General features: G+C 60.2%; 13 protein-coding genes. 3 read left to right on the forward strand and 10 right to left on the reverse strand.

Annotation, left to right across the window (positions count from 1 at the left end; genetic code table 11):
- Positions 1–107: 107 nt before the first annotated feature.
- Entirely contained in the window at positions 108–2,198 is a 2,091-nt protein-coding gene (locus tag G0P99_RS00990) for a 4Fe-4S binding protein (protein WP_164126876.1), read from the reverse strand.
- A 125-nt stretch (positions 2,199–2,323) separates the two neighbouring features.
- Here G0P99_RS00990 and G0P99_RS00995 point away from each other — a divergent pair, with 125 nt between their 5' ends.
- Positions 2,324–2,911, forward strand: a complete 588-nt coding sequence (locus tag G0P99_RS00995; protein WP_164126878.1) for a PQQ-dependent catabolism-associated CXXCW motif protein — start codon at positions 2,324–2,326, stop codon at positions 2,909–2,911.
- Positions 2,912–2,917: 6 nt separating this feature from the next.
- Here the strand turns inward: G0P99_RS00995 and G0P99_RS01000 are convergent, their stop codons facing one another.
- The 4 genes from G0P99_RS01000 to G0P99_RS01015 form a co-directional block, all read right to left on the reverse strand.
- Complete coding sequence (locus G0P99_RS01000) at positions 2,918–3,871, reverse strand: quinoprotein relay system zinc metallohydrolase 1 (protein ID WP_164126880.1); 954 nt, start codon at positions 3,869–3,871, stop codon at positions 2,918–2,920.
- Positions 3,871–4,653, reverse strand: a complete 783-nt coding sequence (locus G0P99_RS01005) for a quinoprotein dehydrogenase-associated SoxYZ-like carrier (protein WP_164126882.1) — start codon at positions 4,651–4,653, stop codon at positions 3,871–3,873. The genes G0P99_RS01000 and G0P99_RS01005 overlap by 1 nt, the downstream gene beginning before the upstream one ends.
- Before the next feature lie 75 nt (positions 4,654–4,728).
- Positions 4,729–7,941, reverse strand: a complete 3,213-nt coding sequence (locus tag G0P99_RS01010; protein ID WP_164126884.1) for an efflux RND transporter permease subunit — start codon at positions 7,939–7,941, stop codon at positions 4,729–4,731.
- The gene (locus G0P99_RS01015) at positions 7,934–8,872 is read right to left on the reverse strand and encodes an efflux RND transporter periplasmic adaptor subunit (RefSeq protein ID WP_370462676.1); all 939 of its coding nucleotides are present in this window, start codon (positions 8,870–8,872) and stop codon (positions 7,934–7,936) included. The genes G0P99_RS01010 and G0P99_RS01015 overlap by 8 nt, the downstream gene beginning before the upstream one ends.
- On the opposite strand from G0P99_RS01015, the gene G0P99_RS25010 reads away from it, so the two are divergent.
- Positions 8,775–9,239, forward strand: a complete 465-nt coding sequence (locus G0P99_RS25010; RefSeq protein WP_370462678.1) for a hypothetical protein — start codon at positions 8,775–8,777, stop codon at positions 9,237–9,239. The two genes, G0P99_RS01015 and G0P99_RS25010, sit on opposite strands and share 98 nt — an antisense overlap.
- Here the strand turns inward: G0P99_RS25010 and G0P99_RS01020 are convergent.
- Entirely contained in the window at positions 9,159–10,901 is a 1,743-nt protein-coding gene (locus tag G0P99_RS01020; RefSeq protein ID WP_164126888.1) for a GMC oxidoreductase, read from the reverse strand. The two genes, G0P99_RS25010 and G0P99_RS01020, sit on opposite strands and share 81 nt — an antisense overlap.
- A gap of 108 nt (positions 10,902–11,009) precedes the next feature.
- Between G0P99_RS01020 and G0P99_RS01025 the strand changes: the two genes are divergently transcribed.
- The gene (locus G0P99_RS01025) at positions 11,010–12,140 is read left to right on the forward strand and encodes a DegT/DnrJ/EryC1/StrS aminotransferase family protein (RefSeq protein ID WP_164126890.1); all 1,131 of its coding nucleotides are present in this window, start codon (positions 11,010–11,012) and stop codon (positions 12,138–12,140) included.
- Here the strand turns inward: G0P99_RS01025 and G0P99_RS01030 are convergent.
- From G0P99_RS01030 to G0P99_RS24630, 4 genes are all read right to left on the reverse strand, one after another.
- The gene (locus G0P99_RS01030) at positions 12,109–12,936 is read right to left on the reverse strand and encodes a sulfotransferase family 2 domain-containing protein (protein ID WP_164126892.1); all 828 of its coding nucleotides are present in this window, start codon (positions 12,934–12,936) and stop codon (positions 12,109–12,111) included. The two genes, G0P99_RS01025 and G0P99_RS01030, sit on opposite strands and share 32 nt — an antisense overlap.
- 69 nt (positions 12,937–13,005) lie before the next feature.
- Positions 13,006–14,301 carry a lipopolysaccharide biosynthesis protein gene (locus G0P99_RS01035; protein WP_370462668.1) on the reverse strand — a complete coding sequence of 432 codons (1,296 nt, stop codon included), beginning with the start codon at positions 14,299–14,301 and terminating at the stop codon, positions 13,006–13,008.
- The gene (locus tag G0P99_RS01040) at positions 14,291–15,313 is read right to left on the reverse strand and encodes a glycosyltransferase family 2 protein (RefSeq protein ID WP_239059637.1); all 1,023 of its coding nucleotides are present in this window, start codon (positions 15,311–15,313) and stop codon (positions 14,291–14,293) included. The genes G0P99_RS01035 and G0P99_RS01040 overlap by 11 nt, the downstream gene beginning before the upstream one ends.
- On the reverse strand, positions 15,195–16,343 hold the full coding sequence (locus G0P99_RS24630; protein ID WP_239059627.1) for a sugar-transfer associated ATP-grasp domain-containing protein: 1,149 nt from the start codon (positions 16,341–16,343) through the stop codon (positions 15,195–15,197). The genes G0P99_RS01040 and G0P99_RS24630 overlap by 119 nt, the downstream gene beginning before the upstream one ends.
- Positions 16,344–16,346: the final 3 nt, after the last annotated feature.

Below are 16,346 nucleotides of genomic sequence, written 5' to 3' on the forward strand. Positions count from 1 at the left end.
GCACGGCTCAAAACCATACCGCGCACACCTCGTCAACGTCATGACAAAACGCGCCGTAATAGCGGCGGCGTAAAGCGAGTGCACTTTGCAAACAGCCCCGCCACGGATCATCCCTGGCGGGGCTGACTTGTCTCCAAGGCGGACCGGATGCGGGTGTTTCCGCGCGACTTGAGGACAAGAGGAACACAGTGTTCGGTCGAGTCGTGGATGGTGACGCAATCGAGGCATTGGAAGCATTCGTCAAAGTCGATTTTTCCCGAGGGGCGGATTGCCCCATACTGGCATCGGACGCGGCACAACTGGCAGGGGCTGCCGCATTCCGGGCGTCGTGGTATCCAGTGGCGCAGCCGCAACAGCCCAGCGATTGCCATCAGAGCGCCCAGCGGGCAAAGGTATCGGCAAAAGCCCTTGAAGCTGATCATCCCGATCAGCACCAGCGATACAGCATAAGCCGTATAGGCCCACTCCCGCAGGAAATAAGTGGTGATCGCGGTCTTGAACGGTTCGATCTCTGCCGCGGTGTCGATCTGATCGGGGGCCAGAACCGCAACCAGGACAAGCCCGAGCAGCACAGCATATTTCAGCCATTTCATCCGTTTATCCCATTGGTCGGGCAGGTTCCACTGGCGCAGGCCAAGGCGGCGGCCCAGATGATGTGCAAACTCCTGGAGTGCACCGAACGGACACAGCCAGCCGCAGAACAAGCCACGTCCCCAGAGAAAGAAACCCAACAGGGCTGCCAACCAGATCACCAGTGAAAATGGATCGTATGCCAGAAAGGCAAGGCTGCCGCCTGTGGTTATCGTGTGCAAGGTCGCAAGGGGGGTTACGATCGACAGCTGCCCTTGTCCCCACCAGCCGATGAAGCCAAGCACAAAGGCGAGGACGCCCAGTCGGATCGGTGTGAACAGACGCAACCCGGCGAGCCAGCTTTGCCGGAACAGGAGGATGGGCAACAGGACTGCCAGAAACAGGAGCAGAACCAGAACATCAGGCAGTCTGTGTTCCAGGGCCGCGCGCCACGCCGGTTTGTTCCCGGGGCTTTGCGGTGTGATAAAGAAGCGTCCAGGCGTGCTGTGCTGTGCCGTGAATTCGGCGGACCCGATAACCGGGCGGAAGCTGCCATGCTCTCGCAGGACCTTGAGCGACAAGATCCATTCCGAAGCAGGATCAAACCCCAGGCGGCGATCCGCCCGAAGGATCATTGCGGCCCCCTGCGGCAACTCTGGAGCCAGCTCGACAAAAAGATCCGCATCCCGCAGGGCAACGGGTAAACCGCCCTGTTGGGCGGTCAACAGATCCGGTGCGGTGTTGCGAACAAAATCCTCATCCACCAGACCGTGGCGCGCGGTCTCGATCAAAAGGAGGGGTTCGTCATGTGGTGACAGTGTCAGAAAGTCACCGAGCTCTTGCAACGTCTGAGGAGACAACACGGCGGCGGCGATGGATCGAGGACCTATGTCAACGATCCAGAGGTCGATATAGTGGGCATCTGGCTCTGCCTTTGCCAGCGGATCGTCATCTGCCCAGAGGGTCTCTGAGAAGGCCGCTTGGACCTGTTCATTTGTCACCACGTGATGCGAAGCGATGCCCAGATTGACCAGCGCCACCCAGTCGAGGTCCTCCTGGTGTTCGGGATCGGGCCGCGATGGCTGTCCGATCTTCAGCCCCTGCATCTTGTCCCGCGCAACCGTAAGGGTGGCCGCCAAGATGCTCTCGTGCGCGATCCGGACCGAAGCGGTCGCCTTGGTCACACCGTCCAGGTAGACGAGTGAAGAGCTTTCGGACCCGCTGTTGCCATAGGGGGTTCCGACGACCATGGGGCTGGCGATGTTCAATCCCTTGTACTGCTCGAGAAAGGCTTTGAACGGCGCAACACCTAGGCCGGAAACGAAAATCGGTTCATTCTGTTCGATCAGGTCGACGTCGATGAAGTTTCCCGCGCGGTCCAGTTGCACCAACAGGTTGATAGGTGCACCCGAGAACCCGGGCAGGGGCGCCAATGGCTCGGTTTCGAAGACATAGCCCGCCTCGGCGCCATAGACATCGACCAGGCGATAGACCTCGGAACCGTCAAACTTTTCGCCCAGCAGCAGCGGAGGTTTGACAAAAGGTTCGATCTGCGCCGGGGACAGCAGATCCGCTCTGGCCGCCACCGAGAGGCAAATCGTGATCAGGCAGAAAAGCAACGCGCGCATGCCCGAAAGCTAGGCAAACCCGCGAACCGGCGACATTGGACAAAGGTCTAATCCGGTGCCTTGCATCTTGACAGGTCGTCCCGTCGGAACGCCAATCTGGGTCGGAAACACCGGAGGAACTGGCAATGCGCAGGATCGCTGCGGCAACCGGTCTTTTGCTCGCCTGGCTGACCGAAACCGCCGTGGCGGAGAGTTACGGCAGTATTCGCGAACGGCGGCCCGATCTGTTCCATCCCGAGTCCGGATACAGGATCGCCCGTCACCGGGCGCCTGTGCCGGATGACATTCCAATGCCTGTGCGCCGTGTTTCGGCCCTTTGGGCGAGGACGCTGCTGGACCGTGGGGCGCTGGCGCTGGATGTGTTTGGAGCTTCCCAATCCCGTTTCGACGAACTGGATGGCACCTGGCTGGTGTCCGAGCCGCGCATGAGCCTGCCTGGGGCGGTCTGGCTGCCCGAGGTAGGGCGGGGGGTGCTTGAACCAGTGATCGAACGCTACTTGCAACGGGAACTTGAGCGGGCGACCGTCGGCAAGAAGGCCCATGCCGTTGTTGTGTTCTGTGTGGCCGATTGCTGGATGAGCTGGAACGCGGCTCAGAGGATCGCGGCCCTGGGGTACTTGCAGGTTCATTGGTATCCGCACGGAACCGACGGTTGGGCGGACCTAGGCTGGCGGTTAGAGCCGGTTGAGCCGGTTCCTGTCTGGCTGGACTGACGCCGCTCAGTTCGCGCGTGGCAGGATCATCCGTTCAATCTCGGGATACAGATGGCTGACCGAACGGTGAAATTCTTGCGGCTGCGCCCCCATGGAAGCGAACTCGTCGGGGAGGGGCGTTTCCATGATTTCGATCATGTCTAGGCCCATGCCAGCCGCCGCGACCAGCCTGTCATTCAGCCAGGTCAGGTAGGCGCTGGTCTTACGGATCGCGATGCCGGCGCGGTCGAGCGGACCATGGCCGGGCAAGACCGCCGGTGCCTGTACCGCCGCAAGAGTTGTCAGAGCCTCTTGCCAGCGTGCCAGATCCGCATGTGGTGTTGTGGGCGCGCGGTCGAGAAACACCAGATCGCCCGTGATCAGCAGGCCGGTTTCGGCGTCGATCAAGGCAAGATCGCTGGCGGTATGGCCGCCAAGGGGCAGGGCGGCCAGGCGACGGCCGTCCACGACGATGTCGCCTGTTCCAATCTCGATGCTCGGGGGCACCGGTTCGGTTCCGCGCATCCAGTCGCCCAGCAGCCGATACATGTTGTCCGAAAACCCGTCGCCCTCGGTGCGGGCGGCGGCAATGGTGCCGCCAAGCGCCAGGATCGGTTTATCGGCAAAGACCTGGTTGCCAAAGTAATGGTCCGGATGGTGATGGGTGTTGATCACTGTCGACACGCCGCGCAGGTCCAGTTTGCGCAGTGCCAGATTCAGTGCTTCGCCGTATCGGCGGGATGACCCGCTGTCGATCAGGATCAGCCCGCTCTTACCTTGCAGGATGGCGCAATTGACGATGGCGCCGCCATTGTCGCGGGAAAAATACTCGGTCGCGCCCTTGATCATCCAGACCCCGGAGAGGATGGGAACTGGGCGCAGGTCGTAGCTGTGTCGCGCCTCTGCCCAGAGCGGCGAGGTCTGGGTGACATGCGCCACACCGCCCGCCAACAGTCCAAGCGCCGCCCGGCGGGTGGTCATCAGTTCACTTCCTCGTCGGTCAGAATGCCCTCGATCTCATTGCCATTGTTGTCGCGGCCGCGCACATGCAGCAGGGACGGCATGGTTTCGGGATCGAAATAAAGGGTAAAGGCAGGATCCTCGTTCACCGGTTCGCTCAACGCGATGCGGGCAACTTCATGGCCATCGTCGGTGCTGAACGTGAGATCGCGGATGATGAAGACTGGAATGCCATCGGCCAGCCCGGTGTCCATCGGGTGATCGACAATCACCCTGGCGCGCCCCGAGGAACTCCACAACCTGCCATGCATCTCGCCCAGCTTCTCCTCCCAGTCGTCCGAGGCATAGGCTTGGGCCGGTGCGCTGCACCCGCCGCCCGCCGCGTCGATCAGTGTGCCGCCGACGTGCCATCCATCTGTGCGTGTACGGACTGAGGCCCGGATTGCCGTGGCCTGGTCGATCTTGAACCGCAGGGCAAGCTTGGGTTCGGCCTCGCCGGGAAAGAAGCTCAGGATCTTGGGGATGGGGCCATAGTCGACCGATATCACGATCTCTTCGACGTCGCTCAGCGCGGTAGCATCCACCAGCAGCGGCACGTTGAACGCGTCCTCTGCCGTGTCCGGTGCGATGACGCGGACCCGGTCATCGAACTGGATTTTCGCCGGGTCGCCCAAGAGTGCCTCCTGGTGATAGTCCCACATGCCCGATGAGAAGGGATCGTCCAGTTGCACCTGTGGCGCACCAGAGACCGATCCGGCCATCAGGCCAATGGCGACGGCAAGTGCACTGCTGCGTGTGAACATCGGCTCCTCCTCCGTGCCGCATTGGGCCATGTGGGGCGGAGGAGGGCAATTGCACTTTGGTCTATGCCCGCGTGCTCAGGTCTTGAATACGCGGTAGATCGCCGGGATCACCAGCACCGTCAGCAAGGTCGAGCTGAGCAGGCCAAAGAGCAGCGACAGCGCCAGACCCTGAAAGATTGGGTCGGTCAGGATGACCGCGGCGCCGATCATCGCGGCAACTGCTGTCAGCAGGATCGGCTTAAACCGGATTGCACCCGCCTCGATCAGAGTCTCGATCTTGTCGAGCGCCGGGTCGGCGTGGCGGATGAAATCCACCAGCAGTATCGAGTTTCGCACGATGATGCCTGCAAGCGCGATGAACCCGATCATCGACGGCGCCGAGAAGGGCGCATTGAACAGCCAGTGCCCGGCGATGATGCCCAGAAAGGTCAGCGGTACCGGGGTCAGTACCACCAGCGGCAAGCGGAACGACCCGAACTGCGCCACCACCAGGATGTAGATGCCCAAAAGCGCCACGGCAAAGGCCGCACCCATGTCGCGGAAGGTGATCCAGGTCACCTCCCATTCGCCGTCCCAAAGAAGGGTGATCTTGCTTTCATCGTCGGGCTGACCGTTCAGGCGGATCTCGGGTTTCTCGCCTTCCGGCCACTCCATCTGCTCTAAAGCATCGGCAACGGCCAGCATGCCGTAAAGCGGTGCTTCGAATTCGCCCGCAAGCTCTGCCATCACCATTTCGGCGGCGCGCCCGTTGTGACGGAAGACCGGGAAGGAGGCATATTCCTCACGCATCTCGATCACGTTGCCTAGTTCGACAACACCGCGCGCACCCGGAAGCACATTGGCGGGCACCGGGGTGGAGAGGAAGCGCTCGTCGACGACGCGGTTGGCCTGGTCCCGTTCAACCCGGATCGGGATCGGATAGCGGCCTTCGCCCCGGTGCGAGTAACCGACAGTTTGACCGGCATTCAGGATTGCCAGCGTGGTGAAGACATCCTGTTCCTCGACCCCGAAGAAATCGAGCTGGTCAGTCGACACAGTGGCGCGCAGCCGACGCGGTTGGGTGCCGAAACTATCGTCGACATCGACGATATAGGGCACGGATTCGAACGCCTCGCGGATTCTGGTTGCCGCAGCACGGCGGCTGTCGCCATCGGGACCATAGATCTCGGCCAGCAGGGTCGCGATGACCGGCGGACCCGGCGGCGGTTCGACCGTCTTCAGGCTGGTGCCCGCAGGCACGTCAAGCTCTGCGATCCGTTGCCGGATCTCCAGCGCGATGTCGTGGCTGGTGCGGTTGCGTTCGCCCTTTGGTGCCAGATTGATCTGAACATCGCCCATTTCCGGCCGCGCGCGCAGATAATAGTGGCGCACAAGACCGTTGAAATTGAACGGCGCCGCATCGCCCGCGTGGGTCTGGGCCGAGATCACTTCGGGCAGTTGCAGAACTGCTGTCGCCACAGCCTGCGCCACGGCATCTGTTGCCTCGACCGAGGATCCCTCGGGCAGGTCTATAACCACCGAAAGCTCGGATTTGTTGTCGAACGGCAAGAGCTTGACCGTCACGTCACGGGTGTAAAGCGCGCCAAGCGAGCCAAAGGAGAGCCCCGCCGCCAGGAGCAGGAACAGCCCACTGCCGCCCTTGGTCCTCAAGAGCGGACGCGCCACGGCGCGATAGAGCCGCCCCAGCATCCCGCCATGTTCGGCATCATGTCCACCACCATGGCCATGGGCCGGGGCGCGACCGGCGATCTTGACCATCAGCCAAGGGGTGATGATCACTGCGACAAAGAAGGAAAAGATCATCGCGGCCGAGGCATTGGCCGGGATCGGGCTCATATAAGGTCCCATCAGCCCCGAGACGAAAAGCATCGGCAACAGGGCAGCAACCACGGTAAGGGTGGCAACGATGGTGGGGTTGCCCACCTCGGCCACGGCGCGGATCGCCTTTTGTGATCGGCTGGCCTCGTCCGGCATTGCCCAGTGGCGGGCAATGTTCTCGATCACCACGATAGCGTCATCGACCAGAATGCCGATGGAGAAGATCAGAGCAAAAAGCGACACCCGGTTCAGCGTGTAGCCCATGATCCAGGCAGCAAAGAGGGTCAACAGAATGGTGACAGGGATCACCACGGCGACAACGATGCTTTCCCGCCAGCCGATGGAAAACAGGACCAGAACCACAATGGACACCGTGGCAAGGCCCAGGTGAAACAACAACTCGTTGGCCTTTTCGTTGGCGGTCTCGCCATAGTCGCGGGTCACTGAAACCTCGACGCTGTCGGGGATCAGACTGTCTTCGAGCGCATGGACCTTGTGCAGGATTTCCTCGGCCACAATCACAGCGTTCGCGCCCGCCCGCTTGGCGATGGCCAGAGTGACCGCTGGGGTCCGTTCGATGGTGCCATCCGGGCCTCGGGTCACATTGGCGACAATCCGGTCCGAGGTATCGGGCACAAAGCTGACATCAGCGACATCGCGGACATAGACAGGCCGGTTGTCTCGGGTGGTCAGCAAAAGGTTGGCGATTTCAGCGGGCGCTTGCAGGGTTTCGCCAGCGACCAGCGCAATCTGTTCGCCGTTGTTGCGGATATAGCCGATCGCCAGCGCGCGGTTTGCGCCCTGCACCTTTCCTGCCAGTTGTTGCAGGGTGACACCGTAGAGCGCCAGCCGTTCGGGATCGGGGGCGATACGGATCGCCTCGGGGGCTTCGCCCACCAGATAGGTCAGTCCGACATCGGCAATCTTGGCCACCTGCACCTGCAATTCCCGTGCGATCCGGGTCAGGTCATTGGCGGCAATCCCGCTGGCGGGGTCCTTCGGGCTGAGCGTCAGCGAGACGATCGCCACGTCGTCGATCCCGCGCCCGACGATCAGCGGTTCGGGTATGCCGACAGGTATCCGGTCGATATTGGCGCGAACCTTGTCATGCACTCTCAGGATGGCGCTGTCGGCGGGGGTGCCGACAAGAAACCGGGCGGTGACCATCGCGTAGTCGTCGCTGGTCTGGGAGTAGACATGTTCGACCCCATTGATGCCTTTGACGATGGTTTCCATCGGTTCGGTCACCAGCTTGACCGCGTCCTCGGCCTTGAGCCCCGGGGCCTGAATGTGGATGTCGACCAGCGGCACCGAGATCTGCGGCTCTTCCTCGCGTGGCAGGCTGATCAGGGCGACCAAGCCCATTGCAAGGGCGGCCAGGATCATCAGCGGTGTCAGGGCCGAGCCTATGAAGGCCCGGGTCAGCCCGCCGGCAATGCCGAGCCCGGTTGGCGTCTTGGGATCACTCATGACCGATCACCAGCGTTTCGCCGACACTCAGGCCGGACAGGACTTCTACCATTCTGGTTCCGGCGAGATCGAACGGTTCACCGATCATCACGACCCTTTCGGATGCCGCGCCACTGGCCGAGGCCACGCGGACGAAATCGAGCCCCATCCGGGTTTCAACCGCATCCACCGGGACCGCTATCGTTTCGGTCTGGCCGACCGGCAGCCGCACCAATACCCGGCGCCCGATGAAATCCGCCGAGAGATTTGCCACTTCAACATCGGCAATAACCCGTCCGTTTTCGATTTGCGGATAAAGCCTTGCCAGGGTTCCGGTTTCGGCGCCATCAGCGCCACCAATCTGGATTTCGTCTCCTTCGTTGAGAAAATCGGCATGCCGTTCAGGAACCGCCAGACGCAAAAAGAAGCCGCCGCCACCAATGGCCGCGATCATCTCGCCAGGAAGAACGACGGAGCCAGCCGTTACCGGCACCGAGATCACGGTGCCCGAGATAGGGGCAAGGATCCGGCCTTCGTCCGTGCGTTGCAACAGGACATCCTTTTGCGCCTCGGTCGCGCCGATCCGCCCCTGGATCACTTCGACCTTGGTGCGCAGACCATCAACGTTTTGCTCGGTCGTCACCCCACGTTCCAGCAGGTTCAGACCGCGTGCGAGTTCTGCCTGGGCATTGGTCAGTTCCGAGTTCAGGGACATCAACTGCGCATCGATGGCGCGCAGTTCCAGTACCAGCTTTTCGTCCACGGTCGTGCCGATGTGCTGGCCTTGCGTGACCTGAGATCCTTCGTCCACCGATACCTCTTGTAGCGTCCCGCCGAGACGAGAGCGCGCAGGGATGTTGTTGCGCGGTTCCACCTTGGCAAATACCGCCTTCCATTCTGTTTTCGTCACCCGCTCTACAGTCGACTCGGCGGCTGCTGCGAATCCGGAAATGAACGCGAGAAGACAGGTCGCGGCAGCGAAGACGGTTCTTTTCATGGGGCACCTTTCGGGTCGCAGTCGAACAGGACCGCGGTTATCGCACGGCCTGACGCTCTATATATTCAATATTTTGATTGTGTTTGCAATGGTCTTTCCGCAGATTGATCGTTGGCGCGCCAATCTGCCGCTTTCATTTATTGAGGCGGGCGTATTTGGACAGGGCGTGATGCCAGATACTTTGCCGATAGGGGCAGGACGCAGAATGTTCGACAACTCGGCAGGTTTCGGACCGCACTGCCTAACAATGTCTGTTTTTAAGGTGTTCCGCCAGACGCAGCGACAGCGCCAACATGGTCAGGGTGGGGTTGGCATGGCCTGAGGTCGGAAAGACCGAGCCTCCGGCAATGAACAATCCCGAAACGCCGTGCACCTCACAGTTTCTATCGACGACACCGCTTGCCGGATCGTCGGACATCCTCGTCGTACCCAGAGAGTGGCCCAAGTCCATTACCGATGCCTCCTCCGGAGATCCTCGGCTGACCCAGGATGCGGGTTCCAAGGGCGGTAGCCCGACTGATTCAAAGCTTTCACACAGGTTTCTTCCAACCCTCAACAAGTTGCCGCGTGCGTCGGCGCCTGGCGCCCAGATCGCATGGGGCACCGGAAGCCCCAAGGGATCGCGCCGGTCTGACAGAACGATCCGGTTTTCGGGGCAGGGGGGCTGTTCTGTCGTTGCTTCGAAACGCAAACCCGCCAGTTTGACCGGCAGCCGTCCGTTGCTGAAATCGCGCGCCACCGTGTTGGGAAAAAACCGCAATGCTGCGTCGGTGAAAGCCCGGGCCACAGAGTCCGGCAGGTATCCGCGATCCAAGGCGCGCGTCACCGAGCCACGGGCCAGAAGCACCGGGTTTCGGAGCACCAGGGTTACATCGGACATGCGCGATTTGCTTTGTCGTCGCAGCAGGCGCCGAAGGGCGGAAAACGGGTCATCCGGCGTGCGTTCTTCGGTCACAAAAACGGCTGCGTTCAGGGCGTGCTCGGCCCTTTGGAAACGCTCGGTCAGAGCGACCCCGTACATGTGAACATGCGTGCGCCCATTCTCTCGATGTCCAAAAAGACCGAACCTTGCCGCCAGTTCCTTTGCGTGCCCTGGTGCGGCATGAGCAACTGTTGCCGTCGGATGGTCCATCAGATAGCGCCCGACCTGATCGCGGGTGTTGCCAACGCCGTTTGCATGCCTATCGCGAGACATCAAAAGCAAGCGGGCGTTTTCGATTGCACTTGCCGCCAGGATGCAGTTCGGGGCGTGCAAGGTGATCTTTCGTCCCATCAAGCTTTGAGCCTCGACACCGGTGATCGCCTGGCCGTTTTCCGAACAAAGCAGGTTTGTCACCGTCGCATTCAGTAGAACTCTGACATCCGGCGGCGGGTTGGCTCGAAAGTCGGCACCGAACCGCATCATGTCCGTTTGCTGGGTTCGAGAGCGCGCGAACTGCCAGAATATGGTACGAAAGACATCTCCTTCTATGCGGGGTGAAGGAATGCGGCGCCCCAGAATTTCCCAGACGCGTTCGTCAAAGATCGGCTGCCCTAGGTTCAGGAGTTTGACTGAAGCTTCGACAAACGGCTGCAACTCCTCTGCCGTCAACGGCCAGCCAGAATAGGGAACCCAATCGCGTTTCCGATAGTCCAGCGCATCCAGTGGTACCGACTTCCCGGCCCACGCCTGTGTCGAACCGCCCAGACCCCTGCAACGGACGCCATATGCCTGGTTTTCGCCCGACCAAAGACCTGTCAGGTTCGCATGGTAGCGATCCCGCATCGAAAACTCGGAACTGGACCAGCCATCCATCTCCACTCTGTTCAGGGCCTCATGATCGGCATCTTCGGTCCATCCACCACTTTCCAGCAGGATGATCCGTTTGCCCTGTCCCGACAAGGCGCGGGCAAGCGTCAATCCGCACGCGCCCCCGCCCACAATCAGAAAATCGGCGTGCAGCGCGATGCCGTCTTCGAGTTCATTGAGACTTTGAAATGGCATGGAAAATTTGCTTAGATGCCTCATGATGCGACAACGAGTGTCACATTAACCAAACCGCGCAGCAACCGGTTGTTGACCCAAGCGCCCGGTTTCCAGGATGGGTGTCGAATGTCTCGGCTAGGGGTGCGTGAATGGCTTGCGGTCGGTCAGGTTTTTGCCAATGGAACCTTGTTGCGGACGGATGACGGGCTGCACACTTGTCTGAACTTTGAAAAAGAACTGGCGGCCTACACCGGCGTGGAACAGGCGCTGGCCGTGAGCAGCGGTACCGCGGCCCTGATTTGCGCCTTGCAGGCTTGTGGAATCGGCCCCGGTGACGAGGTGCTGGTGCCCGCATACACTTGGATGGCAAGCGCGGGGGCTGTCCTGCTCGTCGGCGCGGTTCCCGTCCTGGTCGAAGTGGACGAGACATTGTCCATCGATCCTCTGGACCTCGTCGCGAAGCTTTCCCCGCGCAGCCGCGCTGTCATTCCTGTGCATATGCTCAACCGCCCATGTGACATGGAGCGTATCATTGCCATCGCGCACCAATACGGGTTGAAGGTGATCGAAGATGCCTGTCAGGCAGTGGGTATCCGGTACAAGGGCCGCTATTGTGGCAGTATCGGAGATATCGGCACCTTCAGCTTCAATCAGCACAAGAACATGACCTGTGGTGAAGGCGGAGCGGTCTTGTCCAACACCGGCGGTCTGATGGCGCGGGCGCGCAATGCACATGACATGGGCATCGGGTTTCGGACCGCGGGGGTGCCAGATCCCAATGCCATCTTTCTGGGCAGCAATTATCGTATCAGTGAAATCCAGGGGGCGATACTGCGGGTGCAGTTAAAAAAGCTTCCCCGTCGTCTGAACAAGACCCGATCTCGGATAGCCGTACTGACGGACGCGTTGAGAAAGGCGGGATATCCGATTGCCCCTCACAACGACCCCGACGAGGTTGCGGGGTTGGTCCTGACATTCGACACCGAGGCAGAAGCGATCAAATTCGCGGCGCGCCGAGGGGCAAGGCGGATCTTTGACAACTCGAAACATGTCTATACCGAGTGGGGGCCGATCCTGAACAGACGAATGTCACATCCGGGGTTTTCGCCCTGGGAGTGGATTGGCGGGTCGAACGGCCCGGCGCCTGACAGTTGTCCGAAGTCATTGGACCTGCTGCGGCGCAGTTGCGCGGTAAACGCCATGCCGGACGCCCCACTGCCGCTTGTCAGGTACCTGGCGCGCAAGCTGGCTGCGTGAGCCTTTTTCCGTCGGGACCGAACACCCCGTTCCAAACCGCGATATCCGGGGCGCAAACGTCGCGGATCTTTTCCATCTGCTCCGGGCTCAGATCTTTGGTTGAGACGTTTTTGGCGCCGCCCGGGGCCTTGTTCTCGTGACCGATCTTCACACGAACGCCTAAATTGGAATGGATATCCTTTGCAAATCCTTCAAGATCGTCCAGCCGCCCGATGACGTCAAACGCCGCCAGATTGGATATGGCCATATTCACGGCCTCGGATGTACGGATATCGGCCGAGGTTGGAAGATCGGCGAACATCTCGACATACTCTGCCCCCATTCGCCATGCGCGCTCGGAGGTGAGGAATTCGTCGAAGCTCTCCTCAATGTAACCATGTGAACCGGGGCGGCCGCTGCTCCAATTGTAGTGAGAGATGAAACGGGCCACCGGTTCGCGCAGAATGGTTATGAATTTGTATGTCTGGTGAAACTCGCGATAGGCGGCCCGTGAAAAGGGAACGTGCAGAGAAACGCACCGCACATCGTCATAGAGCAGATACAGCATCATCTGTTTTCGCAGATTGATCACGTCGATCAACATCTGTTCGGTATCGGTGCGCCCGGAAAAGGCCTTGAATGCCCTGAAGCTGGGCTCTGGTTTGACCGTCGCCTGGCTGGTCAGGTAGCGCATACGCAACGCGCGCCCGACCGAAGTTCCTCCGCATTTGGGAACGTGGTGAAAGACGAACCGTTGCTTCGAGAACCTGTCAAGAAACCTCGAGTTCATTTGCCGAGCGTGATTGATCAGGTCCATATCAGAATTTGCTCCCCATAGCGCTTCGACTGCCCGAACACGGATTTCCCGGGATTTCGCCTCTTTTGCTCATTGAAGGCTCACCGGTCGAAAAACGTGCGTCTTGACCGCGCGAACCAGCATGAACAAAAACACGACAAAGGCGGCACACATACCAATGGCAACCCCCGAAAGGCCCGCGAGCATCCCGCCAAGAACGCAGGCCGACAGCATTACCGCCAACGACACTATGCGCATTTGCAACACTATCGCAAATGCACGCCCGGCCATCAGGCTCATTTGGAGGACCAGAGTGGACGCGCGCAGTATTCCGGCAAGAACGCAAATTGCCAATAGCGTCCCAAGACCTGCGTAATCCGGTCCGAATACGGATTGGACCAGCCAATCGCCAATCAGGATCGACACTCCGAAACCGGCAACTCCTGCCAGTGCAAGACCCGCAAAGAGGCGGATGAATGTCCTTAGCAACGCATCGTTGCGCGAGGCTGTGATATATTCGCGGAAACGGGCGACCAGTGACTCGACCGCCGCCATTGTCACCGTAGTAATTGCCTGCATGGCATAGGCTACGGCCGTGAAATGCCCAAGCGCCGTTGTTCCCAGAAGCCATGCAATCACATACCTGGGCATGTTGCCCTGCAATGCGGACAGCAATCCATTTGCTGCCAGCGGGATCGACTCTCTGGCCAGCCTGAAGACCCTGTCTGACCGGTGCGGGCTGTCATCTTGTTTTTTCCGCGAAAGAACCGTCGCAAACCGCAGATCGAGCAGCAAGGCGACTGCCGACCAGACAAGGAATTGGGCCAGAAACGCCGAAGTGGCCGGCAAGCCCGAAACCAGAAGCGCGACAAACAGCACTGTCCCGGCAATACTGCGCAATACGACCGAACCCGCAACGAGGTTCATCCGGTCATATCGCTGGAAAACCCCGTAGCAGAGTTCAGACAGGCACTCGGCGGATTTTGTCGCCGCCAGGATGAGCAGGATCAGAAGTTGGCTGCCGGTGAACGAGACCAGACCGATGGCCGAAACCAATGCCAGCCCAACCGCCAGCGAGACCGACAGGAGAAACAGAAAATCGTTGAAGGCATAGTCCGATTGCTGCGAAGAGGCGACATTGACCCGCATACCGAGACCAAAGAAGAAGAAGACAGGTATCACGATTGCTGACGCGAGCCCGAACATGCCGACTTCGGTGACTGTCGCGAACCGGGTCAGCCCGATCAGCGTTACGAACTGGCAGGCGACATAAATCAGTTGCGCTGAAACCCCCCAGCCCATCAAGGCGCGAATACGCATTCGGGAACTGCCCTGGGTCCGCTCCACTGCCTGATCCGTCATCGGTGCATCCATTTCATTCCTCATTTTGGAATTCCAGGATACGGGTAGGGGAGGACCGTTTTCTGGCCAGATCGATGAGAGCGATCACGTTCCCGCGTAAACGACCGCGGCGATCGACCCACGGCGCCGGCAGAATTGATCCGCCGAGGTTGGCCAGAAAGTTTCGTGTCATCAAACGAACGGCATGTCGCCAGCCAAGGGTTCCCTTGCGACACAGATAGACCGGGTTGGCGATCTGGGAGTATCCGAGCATTTTGCCCTTGGTGCGGCCGACCTTGGTTCCCAGATGCACCCCTACCAGCGTATCGGCGCGGACAACCCGCCCGCGACGCGCAACCCGCCGCGAGAAATCAAGATCTTCGAGCCAACCATACAGGGGCAGGGTTTCGTCGAACATTTCCGCCGGTTCGCCGGAAACCGGCATACGCAGTGCCATGTTGCAGCCATAGGCCGATCTGACGTCGCTGGTCGCGTTGTTCCCAATCTCGATGCTGGCGCTGCCAAGGATGCGCAAGCCTTCGGAGAAATCCAATCCTGGCCCTCGGGCCCCATCGGCAATCACACGTCCCGTGGCCAGAACCAAATCGCTGTGTTCGGTGAACAACTGGCGCAAGGCTGTCAGGAAGCCATCGACGATCAGGAAATCATCGTCCAGGAACAAGACGATATCCCGGCCCACCTCTTGTTTCAGGATCGCGTTCCGCTGCGCGCAGGAGCCTTTTTTCGAACGGATGACCTCGATCTGAAAGGGTACCGCGGTGAATGTCGAGGGATCAACATCGCTGGCATCCGAGATCGAGAGGACGACGCGGTCCGGTGCATCGGACAGGGACGCCAGATGTTGGATCAGCTGAGCGGCCACCTGAGGTCGGTTTGCCGTTGCAACACCAACCGTGATCGTCGGCGATGACACTATCCTACCCTCTTTCATCGCCGACCCGTTGTCTTCCGATCCGCGAGGCTTCGCATCTTGGCACCTCGCCAGCTGTGGTGGATGTGCGTTCTTGTTCTCCTGTTTTATCCTTTTGGGCGACAGATGTGCCAAGATGAAGCCTGTCCCAGCCGAGGCCGGTGAAACAGGGGCCTTGGGTCGGTTCGGCGAAACTGACAACGCCACCTTCCCATTCCAGCAGGCGAACGTTTTCGTTCTGGTCAATGGCCAGGTCCCAGCATACGAACCGGGGAAGGGGCAGCCTTGAATGAAGCTCCCGAACCAATCTTGCTGCCTGGGCAATTCCGGGGACCTCGAACCCATTGAGTGCAGCTTTGGTGTCAGGATGCACATCAGTCGGTTGCCAGTTGGACAGGTAGCCGCGCACGTCTGTTGCGCCAGAGGTCCAATTCACCGCCACCCGCACCTGGTTGTGTGCGACGACATTCTGCTGACCCGAGCGTCCGATTTTCAGATAACAGCATCGGATTTCAGGCGGGCCTGTCTGCGGCAGGACAGTCCCAAGACGCAATGTGGCAAGGGACGTCACGCCGAACCGCCCAAACGCCTCATGCGGCTGGATCACCGGCTGGAACAGGCCATTGCCCAGTGCACGCAGGCGGGCCTCGTCCAGGTCGGCAAAATCGAGTGTCTGGATGCCCTTTCCAAAGCCCGAGCGATCCGCCTTGAAGACGACAAGGCCCGAAACACGCTCCTGCGCTTGCCTGAGCGTCAAAGCCGTATAGTCCCGCCCTAAAAGGCGCCCGTTGAGCGTGTACAAGACATCGGGCAGGGCAGGGTGATCGAAAAACAGGGCGTTGGTCGCACCATGCCAGGCAAGATGATGTGAAATCCCGTTCACACGCGGCATGACCTCTTCGAGGTAGTAGCTGTCGGGCAACCACCCATCGCAATAGGCCCCTGACACAGTTGCATAGAGTTCCAGCCACAGCGCATGCCGGACGTTGCCCAGCCGCTCTTGTGCATCCTCTCGCGCCAACCGTTTGACAGCCACAGAAGAGATTTCGCCATGATCCGCCAGGACCCTGAGCGCATTCCTGGCCTCTTGCTGCTTCAGCATCCGCAATCGCATCTGCCGGGCTTGGTCGAGTGCAGTCTTGGCGAAACGTTTCATGAG

Source organism: Ruegeria sp. PrR005, from assembly GCF_010500245.1.
Taxonomy (GTDB): Bacteria; Pseudomonadota; Alphaproteobacteria; order Rhodobacterales; family Rhodobacteraceae; genus Ruegeria_B; species Ruegeria_B marisflavi.

Excerpts from the sequence above, each read along its gene's own strand:
- G0P99_RS01025 (WP_164126890.1), top strand. The coding sequence starts at position 11,010 with ATGTCTCGGCTAGGGGTGCGTGAATGGCTTGCGGTCGGTCAGGTTTTT.
- G0P99_RS01000 (WP_164126880.1), bottom strand. The coding sequence starts at position 3,871 with ATGACCACCCGCCGGGCGGCGCTTGGACTGTTGGCGGGCGGTGTGGCG.
- G0P99_RS00990 (WP_164126876.1), bottom strand. The coding sequence starts at position 2,198 with ATGCGCGCGTTGCTTTTCTGCCTGATCACGATTTGCCTCTCGGTGGCG.
- G0P99_RS00995 (WP_164126878.1), top strand. The coding sequence starts at position 2,324 with ATGCGCAGGATCGCTGCGGCAACCGGTCTTTTGCTCGCCTGGCTGACC.
- G0P99_RS01020 (WP_164126888.1), bottom strand. The coding sequence starts at position 10,901 with ATGCCATTTCAAAGTCTCAATGAACTCGAAGACGGCATCGCGCTGCAC.
- G0P99_RS25010 (WP_370462678.1), top strand. The coding sequence starts at position 8,775 with ATGTTGTTGCGCGGTTCCACCTTGGCAAATACCGCCTTCCATTCTGTT.
- G0P99_RS01005 (WP_164126882.1), bottom strand. The coding sequence starts at position 4,653 with ATGTTCACACGCAGCAGTGCACTTGCCGTCGCCATTGGCCTGATGGCC.
- G0P99_RS01035 (WP_370462668.1), bottom strand. The coding sequence starts at position 14,301 with ATGAGGAATGAAATGGATGCACCGATGACGGATCAGGCAGTGGAGCGG.
- G0P99_RS24630 (WP_239059627.1), bottom strand. The coding sequence starts at position 16,343 with ATGAAACGTTTCGCCAAGACTGCACTCGACCAAGCCCGGCAGATGCGA.
- G0P99_RS01030 (WP_164126892.1), bottom strand. The coding sequence starts at position 12,936 with ATGGACCTGATCAATCACGCTCGGCAAATGAACTCGAGGTTTCTTGAC.
- G0P99_RS01010 (WP_164126884.1), bottom strand. The coding sequence starts at position 7,941 with ATGAGTGATCCCAAGACGCCAACCGGGCTCGGCATTGCCGGCGGGCTG.